12 protein-coding genes are annotated in these 14,344 nt (G+C 72.7%); 4 read left to right on the top strand and 8 right to left on the bottom strand.

Going from position 1 to position 14,344, the window contains the following annotated elements; all coding sequences use genetic code 11:
* Positions 1-67 precede the first annotated feature (67 nt).
* From IEY17_RS19080 to IEY17_RS19105, 6 genes are all read right to left on the bottom strand, one after another.
* The gene (locus IEY17_RS19080; RefSeq protein WP_188989696.1) at positions 68-1,558 is read right to left on the bottom strand and encodes a transglutaminase TgpA family protein; all 1,491 of its coding nucleotides are present in this window, start codon (positions 1,556-1,558) and stop codon (positions 68-70) included.
* Complete coding sequence (locus tag IEY17_RS19085) at positions 1,555-2,697, bottom strand: DUF58 domain-containing protein (RefSeq protein WP_308424007.1); 1,143 nt, start codon at positions 2,695-2,697, stop codon at positions 1,555-1,557. The genes IEY17_RS19080 and IEY17_RS19085 overlap by 4 nt, the downstream gene beginning before the upstream one ends.
* Positions 2,694-3,665: an AAA family ATPase gene (locus tag IEY17_RS19090; protein ID WP_188989698.1), complete on the bottom strand. Its 972-nt coding sequence runs from the start codon at positions 3,663-3,665 to the stop codon at positions 2,694-2,696. The genes IEY17_RS19085 and IEY17_RS19090 overlap by 4 nt, the downstream gene beginning before the upstream one ends.
* Positions 3,650-5,539, bottom strand: a complete 1,890-nt coding sequence (locus tag IEY17_RS19095) for a fibronectin type III domain-containing protein (RefSeq protein ID WP_229680314.1) — start codon at positions 5,537-5,539, stop codon at positions 3,650-3,652. The genes IEY17_RS19090 and IEY17_RS19095 overlap by 16 nt, the downstream gene beginning before the upstream one ends.
* Before the next feature lie 81 nt (positions 5,540-5,620).
* Positions 5,621-6,868 carry a sensor histidine kinase gene (locus IEY17_RS19100; protein WP_188989702.1) on the bottom strand — a complete coding sequence of 416 codons (1,248 nt, stop codon included), beginning with the start codon at positions 6,866-6,868 and terminating at the stop codon, positions 5,621-5,623.
* The gene (locus IEY17_RS19105; RefSeq protein ID WP_188989704.1) at positions 6,865-7,551 is read right to left on the bottom strand and encodes a response regulator transcription factor; all 687 of its coding nucleotides are present in this window, start codon (positions 7,549-7,551) and stop codon (positions 6,865-6,867) included. The genes IEY17_RS19100 and IEY17_RS19105 overlap by 4 nt, the downstream gene beginning before the upstream one ends.
* A 34-nt stretch (positions 7,552-7,585) precedes the next feature.
* Here IEY17_RS19105 and IEY17_RS19110 point away from each other — a divergent pair, with 34 nt between their 5' ends.
* The 4 genes from IEY17_RS19110 to IEY17_RS19125 are packed head-to-tail and all read left to right on the top strand — an operon-like array spanning position 7,586 to position 13,024.
* Positions 7,586-9,361: an AfsR/SARP family transcriptional regulator gene (locus IEY17_RS19110; RefSeq protein ID WP_188989706.1), complete on the top strand. Its 1,776-nt coding sequence runs from the start codon at positions 7,586-7,588 to the stop codon at positions 9,359-9,361.
* An 11-nt stretch (positions 9,362-9,372) separates the two neighbouring features.
* Positions 9,373-10,653, top strand: a complete 1,281-nt coding sequence (locus tag IEY17_RS19115) for a hypothetical protein (protein ID WP_188989708.1) — start codon at positions 9,373-9,375, stop codon at positions 10,651-10,653.
* Positions 10,650-11,363, top strand: coding sequence for a helix-turn-helix transcriptional regulator (locus IEY17_RS19120; protein WP_188989710.1), 714 nt, complete (start codon positions 10,650-10,652; stop codon positions 11,361-11,363). Before IEY17_RS19115 ends, IEY17_RS19120 begins: the two co-directional genes overlap by 4 nt.
* Positions 11,363-13,024 carry a right-handed parallel beta-helix repeat-containing protein gene (locus tag IEY17_RS19125; protein ID WP_188989712.1) on the top strand — a complete coding sequence of 554 codons (1,662 nt, stop codon included), beginning with the start codon at positions 11,363-11,365 and terminating at the stop codon, positions 13,022-13,024. The genes IEY17_RS19120 and IEY17_RS19125 overlap by 1 nt, the downstream gene beginning before the upstream one ends.
* Before the next feature lie 22 nt (positions 13,025-13,046).
* On the opposite strand, the gene IEY17_RS19130 is transcribed toward IEY17_RS19125, so the two are convergent.
* Both IEY17_RS19130 and IEY17_RS19135 read right to left on the bottom strand, forming a co-directional pair.
* A complete protein-coding gene (locus tag IEY17_RS19130; RefSeq protein ID WP_188989714.1) occupies positions 13,047-13,712 on the bottom strand; it encodes a winged helix-turn-helix domain-containing protein in 666 nt (221 codons plus the stop codon).
* A gap of 56 nt (positions 13,713-13,768) precedes the next feature.
* Positions 13,769-14,215, bottom strand: coding sequence for a hypothetical protein (locus tag IEY17_RS19135; RefSeq protein ID WP_188989716.1), 447 nt, complete (start codon positions 14,213-14,215; stop codon positions 13,769-13,771).
* Positions 14,216-14,344: the final 129 nt, after the last annotated feature.

Here is a 14,344-nt window from a genome sequence, read left to right on the forward strand (position 1 = left end):
GGTCCACCGATGCCACCAGGCCCGGTGACACCACCCCCCGGATCATCCGTTCGACTGGGGGACAAAGTCATGCCGAGCCTGGCGACCAGAGCTCCAAGATCAGAGCCGCGAAAACGGTAACGGGGGCGCGGAAGCCGACCACGAGCCGCGCGGGAATCCCTTTGATCCGGGCGAGCGCGACGTAGGCGGCCGCGAACTGCTCGCTGGTGCCGCGCTTGCTGTCCAGCAGGAACTCCTTGAGCTGCGGCCACGAGTGACCGGTGGGCAGGTGCTGCCCCGTGGCGAGCCGGTACTCGGTACGCAGGAAGCGTTCCAGCGCCACCGCGGCCTGAAACGTCGGCCGGACCGCAACGGCGCGATCGGCGAGCTCGGCGATCCCCGGCGGCACCTGTCCGACTCCGCCCGTCTCGGCGGCCAGGGAACGATCGATCGCCGCGCCCTGCAGGGCGTTCCGGTCGACCTGCGGTTCCCACCAGCTGAGCGTGTAGCCGACCGGCCGCGCCGCGTGCGGGAGGAGCAGCGAGCCCTGCCGCTCCTCCACGAGCGGCTCGACGCCCTCCACCCCGGCGGGCAGGGGCTGGCTCGGCAGCCACGGCCCGCCGGAATCGACCAGGTCGATGTCAGCGGACCTCCGCTTGACGGGTACGGCGATCTCGGGCCCAGGCCGCAGTGCGGCACCAAGCCTGCGGTACCGGTTTCCGGGAGTCCAGTTGACGCCGTCGAACTCGGTGAGCACCACCACCGGCCACCGGTCCACCCCCGCGTCTGCGTCCACTGTGAACACCGGGATGTCGGGGTGGGTCAGCCGGTCGGCGAGCTCGTCCAGCGGGCTGGTCACGCTGCTGTCTTCCAGCGGCGCGAACTGGTTGTCCCGCAGCGCGTACCGGGCCTCGCCCGAGGGCAGCAGACCACCAACGATCGCGGCGACCACGGCGAGCGCCACCGCGGGTGCGGCGAGCCGAACCGACCCGAGGCTCCGTTTCTCGGTGGCCTGATCGGCCCCGGTGGTCACAAGCAGCGTCCCGGCCGCGCCCGCGTACGCCACGGCGGCCAGCACCGCCGCGACGCCGGTCGTGGCGCGGTAGCACTGGCTGAGCACGACCACCGCGAAGCTCGGCAACAGCGCGGGCAACGCTCCCCAACGGTCGAGCAGCTCGACGCCGAGCACGCAGCCCAGCAGTGTCAGCAGCGGAACGAACAGCATCAGCTCAGGTTCCGGCCGGGCCGGCCAGGTCGACTGCAGTGCGAGCCGCCACGACTGCGTCGCCCCGGTGACCAGTGCGCGGAGTGTCTCGCCGGTCGGCACGCCCGCCACCGTCGTGGGCAGCAGCAGGGTCTCGACGACAGCAAGCAGGCCCGCGAGCAGCGCCAGCACCGGGCGCCACGGCACCACCGCGTCGCGGCGCGAGCTGACGACGGTGACCGCGAACGCCACCGCGGCGGGGACGACGAGCGGCAGGATGAGCGGCAGCACGCCGAAAACGGGGGCGAACAGCAGTCCCGCGACGACGGCCGCCAGCACCACGCAGGCCGTCGGCAGGCCCGGAAGCCGCGTCATCCGATCACCTCGTTCCACCGGCGCACGGCCTGTTCGGCATTGTCGGCGACGAGCACCCGCGCCCCCGTCACCGCGCGGGCACCGCGTCCGTCGCCGCCGAGCGCGAACACGAAGATCGCGGAGTAGCGGTGCCGCAACCAGGCCAGCGACGACATCTCGCTGCCCGCCGAGGTGACCACCGCCAGGCAGCCCCCGAACCCGCGGCTCGCGGACAACGCCCCCGGCACCAGGGCCTCCCCGTCGCCCCGCGCCAGCTCACTGAGCGCGTCGAGCAGGCTGCGCGCGGCCAGGGTGCCGCCGGGCGTCGGCACGTCGAGCCCGGACGACGTGACGAGCCTGCTGTGCTGTCCCGCGCGCGCCGACGCGGCGAGCAGGGAGGCCGCGAGGTCAACGGCCTCCTCGAAGACCTGCGGCGAAAACGCGCCGAGGCGGGTGTCCAGCAGCACGGTGAACCGCGGTTGCTGCGGGTCGGCGAGGTCGCGCACCATCAGCCTGCCCGTGCGCGCGGTGGCTTTCCAGTGCAGGTGCCGCACTTCGTCACCGGGCACGTACTCACGCACGTCGCGCAGGTCCATCGAGCCGCGCAGCGGGTCGTCGGTGGTGGCTCCCTCGTGGTGGTGCCGGAGGTGAGCGCTCACCAGCGCCCGGGCGGGGAACTGCCGCGGGTGCACCCACAACGTGGCCGTCTCGCCCGTGGGCAACCGGTTGGTGGCCAGCCCGAACGGGTCGACCCGGTGCAGCAGCAACGGCCCCACGGTCACCTTGCCACGGGCTCGGACGGCCAGCTCGTAGTGGTAGGTGGCCTCCGCAGCGGGCTGCAGCGGGCGGATCCGCACGGTCTGCGTCGCACCGCCCGCCGTGTCCGTGGCGAGGAACGCCGGCTGGCGCGTGCCGACCGGGTTGCGCACCCGCAGCCGCGCCAGCGCGGGTTTGCCACGCTCGATCCGGTCCGGATAGACCGAGCGGGTCACGGTCACCCGCACGCGGCGCGCGGTCACCGCGACAGCGGCGAGCACCGCGGCCAGCAGCATCCCACCCAGCGCACGCAGCAACGGAAAACCCGCCCACTGTCCACACGCGACCAGCAGCACGGCCAGGACGAGCACCGCGATGCCGCGCCGGGTGGGACGCACGGTCACCTGCCGACCGCGTTGATCGCCGGCGCGGGTGTCGCGGCCAGCACCTCGGCGATGATCTCGTCGCTGCTGCGCTGGTTCAGCTCGGCCTCCGCGGTCAACACCAGGCGGTGGGCGAGAACCGGCTTGGCGACGGCCTTGATGTCGTCGGGCGTGACGTACCCGCGCCCGGCCATCGCGGCGAGGGCCTGCCCGGTCCGCACCAGCGCGATACTGCCCCGCGGACTGGCACCGAACCGGACGGCCGCGTGGTTCCGGGTGGCCGCGGTGAGCCTGGCGGCGTACTCGACGACAGCGCGGTCCAGGTACGAACGGCGGACGTCCGCAATAGCCCCGCGCAGGGTGTCGATGTCGACGACGGCCGGCAGGTCATCGGCGTCGACCCCGGCGCAGTCGCTCATGATGACCAGCACCTCGGAGGCCACGTCCGGATAGCCCACCGACAGCCGCATCAGGAACCGGTCGAGCTGCGCCTCCGGAAGCCGGTAGGTGCCCTCCATCTCGATCGGGTTCTGCGTGGCGACAACGAGGAACGGGCGGGGCACCTCGTGCGTGACGGCGTCCACGGTCACCCGCCGCTCCGACATGACCTCGAGCAACGCCGACTGCGTCTTGGGGGTGCCGCGGTTGATCTCGTCGGCCACCACGACGTTCGCGAACACGCTGCCGGGGTGGAAGGCGAACCGCTCCTCCTTCTGGTGGTACACGGTGACCCCGGTGATGTCGCCCGGCAACAGGTCGGGGGTGAACTGGATGCGGCTCCACCCGCCGCCGATGCTGCGGGCCAGGCACCGCGCCAGCGTGGTCTTGCCGAGACCGGGCACGTCCTCGATCAGCAGGTGGCCCTCGGCCAGCAGCGCGGCGATCGCCAGCCGCACCAGTTCCGGTTTCCCGCGGATCACCTGCTGCACGTTCTCGGTGATCAGCCTGGCCACCTCACTGGCTCGCGTGCGGCTCACCCCGACTCCCATGTGTAGTGGTTGGACTCGTAGCGCTGCCCGTCCGGGCCCTCGACCACAACCCACACCTCGTAGCCGACCTGCGCGAACGGGAACGCCTGATCCTGGTAGAAACCGTTGCCGTCGGTGGTGCACCCGTCCTCGGGGTTGTCACCCGGATAGCCCGGGGCGTTGGAGTACGGCGTGACGGTGTAGTCCGTGTTGGGCTCGAAACCGGTCAACGTGAACAGCATCAGGCCGCACTCCGGCGGTCGGCAGCCGGCGTCGTGGGATTCCGTGCGGCCACGGGTCACGGTGACGATTGGTGCGCCGTCGTCGGGCACCGTCACCCGCGTGGTGGCCGGGGCGCTGCGACCGGCGCTGTTCTCGGCGACGACCGTGACCGTGTAGCTGGCGCCCCTGATGAGTCCGGAAAGGACGGTCGAGCGGGTGCTGGCGGCAACCGTGCGGCTGCCCGTACCAGCCGCCGACTGCCACGACACGTGGTAGGCGGTCACCGGCGCGCCGTTGGGGTCGGCGGCGCCCCAGGAGACCTGTACGGTGTCGCCCTGCGGCGTGGCCGTGAGGTCCGGTGCGATGCCGGGCGGGCTCGCCGGCACCGGCTTGTGCTCCGGCGGCGGCTTGGGACGCGGCGGCGGCAGCGGTTGTGACTGCTCACGACTGGGAACCGGGTCAGGTTCTCGGGTCCGCGACCGCTCGGCCAGCACGGACGGATCCGGGGTTGGCTCGGGCTGCGACGTGGATTCCGGTTCCGGCTCGGCCGGTGGGGCCTGCGGTTTCCGGGCCCCGTCCGGTTCTTCCTCGCCGACCAGCGGCACCTGGCTCACCGTGCCGTCGGTGTCGACGACCATCACGTGCCCGCCCTTGTCGCCGTCGATGTAGACACGACCGTCCTCGCCGCGCGTCAGCCTCGGCTCCCCGGTTTCCGGAGGGATGGGGGTGACCCCCTGCGGCCTGCCGTCGCTGGTGTACGTGTGCGCGGCGTTGCCCTGCAGGTCAAGCAGGACGACCGAGGAACCGCTCGGCTCCGGGCTCGTGAACTCACCGTCGGGCAACTGGACCGTCACCGGCTCGGGCGGCGGGCCGGGTGCGGTGAGCAGCCGCCCGCCGTCGAGGAGGTGCAGCTGGTGTTTGGCGGGGTCGAGGATCGGGATGCGCCCGGCCGCGTCCGCGGAGCCGACCTCGGCCGTGGCCGGCAGGTCGACGCCGAGGGCCACCGGGTCGCCGAGCCGCCCATCCGCCACCACCCGCACGGTGTCCGAGGTGGTGTCGACGAAGGCAGCCTGCTGGCCCACCACGGTCAGCGCACCGCTTCGGCCCGGTGGCGTCGCGGTGGGGCAGGACACCTGCTCCGCGTCCCTGGGAAGCTTGCACAGCACGCCCGACGCTCGCCGGTGCAACCAGAGGGTGCCGTCCGGCGTGACCACCGGGTCGCCCAGACCCCGCCCCGCGGGAATCGTCGCGGGCCGATCGCCGAGCCGGACCACGGTTCCGGCCTCACGGTAGACGAGGTACGGCCCGCCGGGCGCCTCGATGCCGACCGGCAGCTCGCCGGTCGGTGGCGTGATGGTGCGCTCGACCTTCAGCGTGGACTTGCCGAACTCGGTGATCCGCCCCTGGCCCACCACGTACGCGCTGGTTTCCCCCTGGTAGACGCGGCTGCCCGGGTCGATGTCCACGGGGGCCTGCACGTCCACCGACTTGGCGGATCCGTTGACGTGGAAGGCGATGTCCAGATCCGGGTTCGCGATCCAGTGCCCGGACGGCGCGAAATCCAACCCTCGCGGGTATTCGCTCGCACCGGAGACCGCGATCGCCACGGTGCCCACGCAGGCTGCCACAAGCAGTGCCACCGGTAGGCGGTGCCGCAGCTTCCTCCTCGTCACGGGTGAGAGCCTAGGACACGCCGGTACACGGCGGGTCCACATCGGGTACAAGAACTCGGACGGCCCAGCACACGTGGCCCGCTACTGCGCGACCGGGAACTCCAGCTCGAAGATGGCGCCGCCCTCCTCCGCGTTGTAGACGCGCAGGAACCCGCCGTGGGCCTGCGCGGTCCAGCGCACGATGGACAGGCCCAGACCGCTGGACCCGCCGCCGCTGGTGAACCGGTCGAAGGTCTCCTCCGCGACCGAGGCGTCGATCCCGGGACCGTGGTCGGCCACGGTCACCCGGCCGCCCGCGACCGTGATGTGCACGATCGCCGGCGAGCCCGGCTGGCGGCCGTGGCGCAGCGCGTTGTCCAGCAGGTTACCGACGGCGCGTTGCACGAGGCCCGGATCGGCGTTCACCTTCGTCGGTGCCGTGGTGACGGTGACCTGGGCGTCGGGGGCGGAGGTCTCCTCGACGACGCCCGCGACAAGCTGATCCAGCCAGACGGGCTGGATGGCCAGCTTCTCCACCCCGGCCGCGAGCCTCGCCCGGACGAGCAGATCGTCGATGATGGAACCCATCCGAGCCGCCAGCCGCACCGTGCGGGGCAGCAGGTCGGGCCGGTCCGCGGGATTGCGCCAGGCCGTTTCGGCCAGCGCTCGCAGCGCGGCCACGGGAGTGCGCAGGTCGTGGGCGGTTTCGGCGAGCAGCACCTCCTGCTGTTCCAGCGCCGCGACCGCGGGCCGGATGGCCCTGCCCGACAGCACGTGGCCGGTCACGCCTACCACACCCACCAGCAGCACGCAGCCGCCGACGACCCACAGCACGACACCGCGGTGCCCGGCCAGTTCGGCGGTCGCGTCACTGGCGGCGACGATCGCGCCGACGTACTGGCCACCCGGACTGAGGAACGGCTGGGCGACCACCCGGATCAGGCCGTTGGAGGTACCGGGCACGTAGCCCTCGACGAACCGGCCGCTGGTGGTCGCTTCCCGCGCGAGCCACTGCAGGGAACCCGGATCCACCGGTGCGCAGTCGCGCTGGCTGAAGTGCGGCTCAAAACCGCCCGTACGGGCGGGGAGAACCGCGAACTCGGGACAACTCGTGTCGATCTGGTCCTGACCGAGGAACGCCGTGATGACGGTGTCGCCGTGGTACTGCAGCAGCCGCGCCGCCGCCGCCGTCACCAGCTTCAGCTCGGCATCCATCCGCAGTTCCCGGTGCTCACGGTCCTGCGCGACGAAAAGCCATGCCAGCACGAGCAACCCGGCGGCGTTGAGCACCGTGAACAGCAGGGTGAGCAGCCGGCGCAGTCGGCGCAGCCGGTCGGCGGAGGAGGTCACGACCCGCTCCGCCCGCCACCGAGCCGGTAGCCGACACCGCGCACCGTGTGGATCAGCTCGGGTCCCCGCAACTTCGCCCGCAATCTGCGCACCACCACGTCGACCACGTTGGACATCGGGTCGGTGCTGGTGTCCCAGCAGTGCTCGATCAGCTCGGCGCGGGTGACGGCCCGTTCGGGGCGGGTCATCAGGTACTCGAGCACGCCGAACTCCTTGTCGCTCAACGTGAGCAGGACGCCGGCTCGTCGTGCCTGCCGACGCGCGCTGTCCAGCTCGAGGTCGGCGTGGCGCAGCACCGCGGGTCGCCGCCTACCGGAGCGGCGGCACAGCGCGAACACCCTGGCCGTCAGCTCGGCCATCGCGAACGGCTTGACCAGGTAGTCGTCGCCGCCGTGCTCGAAGCCCGCGACCCGGTCGGCGACGGTGTCGCGGGCGGTGAGGAACAGCACAGGGGTGGTCCAGCCCTGCTGGCTGCGCTGGTGCACGTAGTTCACCGCGTCACCGTCGGGCAGCATCCGGTCGAACACCACGCAGTCGTGGACGCCGTCGGTGAGCGCGGCATCGGCCGACGCCAGGTCGGCGGCCTCGTCGACGTGGAAACCATTGGCCGCGAGCTCGGTGGTCACCGCCACCCGCAGATCCTCGTTGTCCTCGACCACCAGCACACGCGCTGTCGCTGTCATCGGAACCTCATGTTCGTGGCGGGATCCTCGGGGCATGATCTTCCACGTTCTGGGGCCGTTGGAAGTGCACGACCCCGACGGCGGGGTGTACCGGCTCGGCCGCGGCAAGATCGCGGCCGTGCTGGCGACGCTGTTACTGCACCCTAACGCCTGGGTCAGCAGCACCGAGCTGATCGACGCGACATGGCACGAAACGGCCATGCCCGCCTCCGCGGAGGCCAACCTGAAGACCTACGTGTGGCGGCTGCGGCGCATGCTGCCCGCGGCAGGTGGCCAGCCGCGCATCGAGAGCGCGCCAGGCCGTTACCGGCTGCGGGTCGAGCCGGGAGAGCTGGACGCGCACCGCGTCGCCGAGCATGCGGCCAGGGCGCGCGCAGCGGCGGATGCCGGTGAGTTCGCCACCGCGGTCGCGGAGCTCGAAGCGGCGCTGCGGTGGTGGCGCGGACTCCCGTTCGAGGGCGTGGCGCGTGCCGTCAGCTGCGCGGCCGACCGGCTCGCGGAGCTGCACCACCAGCTGCGGGAGGAACTCGCCGAAGCGCAGCTGGCGCTCGGCCGTACCCGGGAAGCAGTGCACACGCTGCGGGCGCTCACCGAGGACGATCCGCTGCGCGAAGGATCGTGGGCGAGCCTGGTGCGCGCGCTGCACGCGCTGGGCAGACGCACCGAGGCGTTGCGCACATACGGGTGTGCCCAGCAGATCCTGGCCGCCGAGCTCGGCGTACCTCCGGGCCGTGCGCTGACCACGGCCTACCGTGCCGCCCTGGGCGAGACCACCGCGACCACCCGGCGGGAGCTGCCGGGCGACGTGGCGCACTTCACGGCTCGGACGGTCGAACTGGCCGCGATCCGCCGGGCAGTCGGCGGCGTGGTGCTGGTGGACGGCATGCCCGGCGTCGGCAAAACCGCTCTCGCGGTGCACGCGGCACATGGGCTCGCCGACGCGTTCCCCGACGGCCAGTTCTTCGTCGACCTGCGTGCTCGCGCCGCCGCGGACCGCGCTGCAGCGTCGCCCGCCGCGCGAGCGCCGGATCCCGCCGATGTGCTCGCCCGGCTCCTGCGCCGCATCGGTGTCACCGACGCCTTCATCCCGGACTCGGTGGACGACCGTGCCGCACTGTGGCGCTCGGAGCTCGCACGCCGCCGGGTGCTGCTGGTGCTCGATGACGCCGAGGGCCTCGGCCACATCGAGCCGCTGCTGCCCGCCGGGAGGTCCAGCCTGACGCTGGTCACCACCCGCAACCGCGACTGGCACATCGACGGCGCCGTGCGAATCGGTCTCGGCCCGCTCGTCGAACAGGACGCGGTGGCGATGTTCCGGGCCGCGGCGGGCGTGCGTGCACACGACGCGGTCGACCCGCGCGGCGGCGACGATGCGGTCGCGGCCGCCGTGCGGCTCTGCGGCGGGATACCGGCCGCGGTGCGCGACGTGGCTGCCAAACTCCACGCCCGTCCCCTGTGGACGCTGCAGTCGCTGGCCGGTGCACTCCGCGCCGGCCCGTGCTGGGTCCTGGCCTGCACGCGCGACGGCTACCGCCGTGCGCTGGAAACCGCGTTCGCGCAGCTGCCGGCGGCCCAGCGCTCGGTTCTGCACACACTCTGCGAACTGCCCGACGAGTTCGACCTGGCCACGGCGGCGCGGCTGCTCGGCCGCACACCGGAAACCGTGCGACCAACCCTGGAAGCACTGGTGGACCGCAGTCTGCTCGACGCTCTTCCGGACGCGCGGTACCGCAGCCACCGGCTCATCCGCCACTACGCGCGATGCCCGGACTGCACCCCGGCGAGAACCCCGGCCGTGCGAGTCGCGTGAGGACACTGACGATGACTGCGGGGCAACAACAACGGCTCGCCGCTGCGGGCGAGCACCAGCGGTCGGAACCCGCCGCGACAGCAGCGCCACAGGTTACCGGGCGGCCCGTCGCGACCGTCGCGGCCGCACGGGCCACCGCGCGCACCACCGCGACGCGGCAGGCTCGGCCTGCCCGGGCACCGCGGGTCGGGCGGACCGAACCGGTGGCCGTCCCGTCGGCCCCCGCCGCGGCACCGACGGCGGCCGAACCGCCGCCCGAGCGACCGGCGGAGCGGAACCCGCTCGACCTGCCGGTGCTGCGCATCGTGTGCTGGCAGCTGGCTGTCGTGCTGGCGCTGCTCGGGATCGGCGGGCCGTGGCCGGTGGCGGTGGCCTGCGTGCTGGCCGCAGCGGCATTGCTGGCCTGGACCGCGGTGCGGGTGCGGGGCCGCTGGCTTTCCGACGAACTGACGCTGCGAGCGCGGTGGCTGCTGCGGCGCCGCGCCCTCGAGCTTCCCGAAGCCGCGGGCGGCCGCGTCCTGCTGCAGGTCCTGGCACCGGGCGCCGTGGTGCGCACCGTCGAACTCGCCGGAACAACCGCCGGTGCGGTGAGCCGCCGGGAGGAGCTGCTCGCAATCCTGCGACCGGTCGGCACCGGCCCGGCTGCGCTGGCCGAGGTCGCGCTGTCGGGGGCGCTGCTGGCGGACACCCGCGAACCTGGGGCAGCGCAGCCCGCCATCCGGCTGCAGCTCGTGCTGCACCGCGGTCCACGGCAGGCGGACCAGACCCGCGCGTGGCTGGCGGTGCGGGCGCTGCGCGACCCGAGCTTCGCCGACGACACCGAGCTGCTGGCCGCGCTGAACAGCACGGTGCGCACACTGCACCGCACACTCCGCAGGGCCGGCATGGGCATCGCCGCGCTGACCGAGCCGGAGGTACTCGCGACGCTGGTCGCGCTCACCCACACCGGACCGGGCCGAGGCACGATCCGGGAGGAACGGCGGTACTGGCGCGCAGGGCCGATCACGCAGGTCGGCGTCCGGCTCACCGGCCTCGGCGCACGTCCGCTGCGGGCCCGCCTGCACACGCTGTACCAGCTGCTTGATGCCGCTCCCGGTGCTGCCCGCACCATCGCGATCACCGTGCCGGAGCACACCGCGGTGCTGCGCGTCGCGGCCACCACCGACGCCGCCGCCGACGCGGCCGCCGAGCGGCTGCTGCGGATACCGGCACGAGGGATGCGGCTGGAACGAATGGACAACGAGCACGCGCCGGCTGTCGCCGCGTCGTTGCCGATCGGAGGAAACCCATGATCACCCCAACCGTGCCCGAAGTCCGCGAGGTGCCGCGTCGGCTCGCGGTCCTGCGCGGGGACTCGTCGCAGCCACTGGTGTCCCGGCACGCCCGGGTGGACGCGAGGCTCGCCGCCGCGCAGCGGGAGGTGCTCGTCGTCAGCTCGCTTTCCGGGGGGCCGGGTGGTCCGGTCGCGGCGTGCCGCCGGATCGACCACGCCAACCTGCGGCGCGGAGTCCGCTACCGCATGTTGGTCCCCGACCACGTGCGCACCGCCGCCGAACCCGCGCGGCGTCTCGGGAAGCTGGCGCAGGCCGGGGCGGAGATCCGCACGATTCCCACGGTCCCGATCGAAGCACTGGTCGTCGACGGTGTGGTCGCCATCCTGCCGAACGAGCGGCCGGGCAGGCCCGACGACATCGCCGTACTCCACCTGCCCAGCGTCGTCGAGACGATCACCGAGCTGGTCGAGCACCTCTGGCCCGCCGCGGTACCCCTCACCGCGAGCGACCCGCCGGACACCACCGAGCTGGCGGGCCGCGACCGGGAGCTGCTCGCGCTGCTGTCCGCGGGCTGCACGGACGAGTCGGCGGCAGCGGCCCTCGGCGTCTCCGTGCGCACCGTGCGCCGCATGGTGTCCAGCCTGATGAACCGGCTGGGCGCACGCAGCCGGTTCCAGGCGGGAGTCAAGGCCGCCGACCGCGGTTGGCTGACGGGGAAGGCGAGCTGATGACGACATCCGCCGGTCGCACCGTCCTGGTCGATCCTGGCCAGCACGGTGCCTACGCCACCGTCGGCGAAGCGATCCTCGGCGCCCCCGACGGCACGTGCGTGTCGATCGCCGCGGGCACGTATGCGGAGACGCTGGAACTCGTCGACCGCACCCTCACCCTGCGCGCGGCCGAGGGCGCGGACGTGCTGCTTGACGGCACCGGTGCCGACGTGCCGGTGCTGCTCGCGCGCGGTGGTGCGCTCACCGTGCACGGGCTGACCGTGCAGGCCGGGGACGCCGCCGCGGTGCAGGCCGACAACGCCGAGCTGACCATCGCCGACTGCACCGTGCGCGCGGACCGCGGACCGGCCGTGGCGGTCAGGGGGCCGGGCCCCGTGGCGATCAGGGACGTCACCATCACCGGCGCGGAACACGGGCTGGTGCTGGAAGGCACGTCCGGAGCGGTGGAGAACGTCGTCATCGACAACATCGCCGCGGACGGGATGATCATCGGACTCGGTGCCGATCCCGTGATCCGTTCGTGCGAGGTGAGTGGGTGCGGGCAACGCGGGCTCTACATCTACCAGCACGCCCGGCCCGTGGTGGACAACTGCCGGATCGCGCGCACCGGCCAGGCCGCCATCGCGGTCGCCCACCGCAGCGAGCCCGCGCTGCGCCGCACCTCCGTGCGCGACGCCCGCGGCGTCGGCATCGACGTGGGGCCGAACTGCGGGGGCTCGATCGAGGGGTGCGACATCGACAACACCGCCGAGCCCGCCATCCGGCTCGCGACCACCGCGACCACGCAGGTCATGTCGGAACCCACCGATCACGGCGGCGGCGCGAGCCCCCTGGACGCCTCGCTCGCGGAACTGGACGGCATGGTGGGACTTCGCGGCGCCAAGGCCGAGGTCCGTTCGCTGATCGACGAGATCCAGGTGAACTCGTGGCGTGCGCGAGCCGGATTGTCCGTCGGCGCGCTCAGCCATCACCTCGTCTTCGCGGGCGCACCGGGCACCGGCAAGACCACGGTCGCGCGGATCTACGGCAAACTCCTGCGCGAACTCGGGGTGCTCCCGAAAGGTGAGTTCCGCGAGGTGTCGCGCCGGGACCTGGTCGGCCAGTACATCGGCCACACGGCGGAGAAGACAGCGACGGTGTTCGAGCAGGCCCTCGGCGGCGTGCTGTTCATCGACGAGGCCTACACGCTGTCCCGGCAGTCGGGTAGTGGCGGCGATTTCGGCCAGGAGGCCATCGACACGCTGGTGAAGCTGATGGAGGACCATCGCGAGGAGATCGCGGTGATCGTCGCGGGCTACACCGCCGAAATGCGCCAGTTCCTCGCCGCGAACCCCGGCCTGTCCTCGCGTTTCGCCAAGACCGTCGAATTCGAGGACTACACCCCGCACGAGCTCGTCGACATCATCAGCCGCATGGTGGCGGACAGCGACTACGAGCTCGACCCGCGGTCCGAGCCCGCCCTCACCGAGTATTTCCGCCGGATCTCGGCGGCTCCCGGCTTCGGTAACGCCCGGGACGCCAGGAGGCTGTTCGAGCGGATGCGCAAGACCCAGGCCGGGCGCCTGCGCAGGCTGGGCCGGATACCGAACACCGCCGAGCTGCGCGGTATCCGCGTCGACGACGTGCTGACCGCGATCGACGCCGGGCGGTCCCGCTGACGGGCGGATCGTCGAGGTGTTGTCAGCCGCTGGGTTCGCGGAGCACGTAGCCGACCCCACGCACGGTGTGCAGCACCGGCGGCGGGCCGAGCTTGCGGCGCAGCTGGGCGATCACCACGTCGAGCACGTTCGAGGCAGGGGGCACGAACTCGTCCCACGCGGCGGCGATCAGCTCGGCCCGCCCCACCGCGTTGCCGGCTGCGGCGACGAGCCGTTCGAGCACGATGAACTCCTTGCGGGTCAGCCGCAGCGGGGTGTCGCCGCGCCGGGCTTCGTGCCCGCCGGTGTCCACCTCGAGGTCCTGCCACCGCACCACCGAGGGCGCCGGCAGGTCGCCGCGGCGGCACAGGCTGCGCACCCTGGCCACCAGTTCCGCCACGGCGAACGGCTTGACCAGGTAGTCGTCGCCCCAGGTGAGCCCGGCTATGCGATCGTGCACCGCGTCGCGTGCGGTGAGAAACAGCACCGGCACACCCCAGCCGGCCTGCCTGCGGCGCTCGACGTAGCCGAGTGCGTCGCCCGCAGGCAGCATCCGGTCGAAGACGACGCAGTCGTAGTCGTTGACGGCCAGCGCCTCGTCCGCCTGGGGGAGATCGGCCGCGGTGTCCAGGGCGAATCCCGCGCCGCGCAGGGCGGCCGCCACCGCCACCCGCAGGTTCTCGTCGTCCTCCGTCACCAGCACGCGCACCGGATCGACGTTAGCGGACCGCGGCGAACCGGGTACCGCCAACGCTGGGGCGCCTGCTAGACGAGCTCCTCGTCATCGCGGGTCGACCGGAGCCGGCCGGCGAGCACGAATCCCGCGATGCCGAGCACGCCGAGTCCGATTCCGCCGATCAGTCGCGGCGTCTCGACCGCTGAGCACACCGCCTCGCCGTGGGGGCTGTCCGCTTCGTTGTCTCCCGAGGTGAACACCAGACCGCAGTTGAGCCGAACGCTGGTGACCACCCCGTCCACCCCGCCGTCGCCGACTGCTGGGTCCTCCTCGCCGAACAGGTCGGCCGGCAGGATCATGAGCTGGTCGCTGGTGCCCCGACCCCAGGCGTATTTGACCCGGACGGAGTAGGGCTCGCCACCATCGTCGACGAAGTAGAGCGCGATCCGGGGGACCAGCAGCAGCCACAGCGCGAAGCCGAGCGCGGCGACGGACGCGAGCCGCACCCAGGGGCGGGGCTGTCGAAGCGGGTTCATGCCGCACAAGATAGCCGCGCGCCTGCCGGGACCGGTCCGGCTCTGACCGGAACAGGCCATCATTGAGGGCCGGCACCCCATGCCGACCCGCTGGTGGACGCGGCCTCGAGCAGAGCCGTCCGGTATGCG

Origin of the sequence: Saccharopolyspora thermophila (assembly GCF_014646075.1) — a bacterium.
Lineage (GTDB): Bacteria > Actinomycetota > Actinomycetes > Mycobacteriales > Pseudonocardiaceae > Saccharopolyspora > Saccharopolyspora thermophila.

Excerpts from the sequence above, each read along its gene's own strand:
- IEY17_RS19135 (WP_188989716.1), bottom strand. The coding sequence starts at position 14,215 with ATGAACCCGCTTCGACAGCCCCGCCCCTGGGTGCGGCTCGCGTCCGTC.
- IEY17_RS19090 (WP_188989698.1), bottom strand. The coding sequence starts at position 3,665 with ATGGGAGTCGGGGTGAGCCGCACGCGAGCCAGTGAGGTGGCCAGGCTG.
- IEY17_RS19080 (WP_188989696.1), bottom strand. The coding sequence starts at position 1,558 with ATGACGCGGCTTCCGGGCCTGCCGACGGCCTGCGTGGTGCTGGCGGCC.
- IEY17_RS19110 (WP_188989706.1), top strand. The coding sequence starts at position 7,586 with ATGATCTTCCACGTTCTGGGGCCGTTGGAAGTGCACGACCCCGACGGC.
- IEY17_RS19115 (WP_188989708.1), top strand. The coding sequence starts at position 9,373 with ATGACTGCGGGGCAACAACAACGGCTCGCCGCTGCGGGCGAGCACCAG.
- IEY17_RS19125 (WP_188989712.1), top strand. The coding sequence starts at position 11,363 with ATGACGACATCCGCCGGTCGCACCGTCCTGGTCGATCCTGGCCAGCAC.
- IEY17_RS19120 (WP_188989710.1), top strand. The coding sequence starts at position 10,650 with ATGATCACCCCAACCGTGCCCGAAGTCCGCGAGGTGCCGCGTCGGCTC.
- IEY17_RS19105 (WP_188989704.1), bottom strand. The coding sequence starts at position 7,551 with ATGACAGCGACAGCGCGTGTGCTGGTGGTCGAGGACAACGAGGATCTG.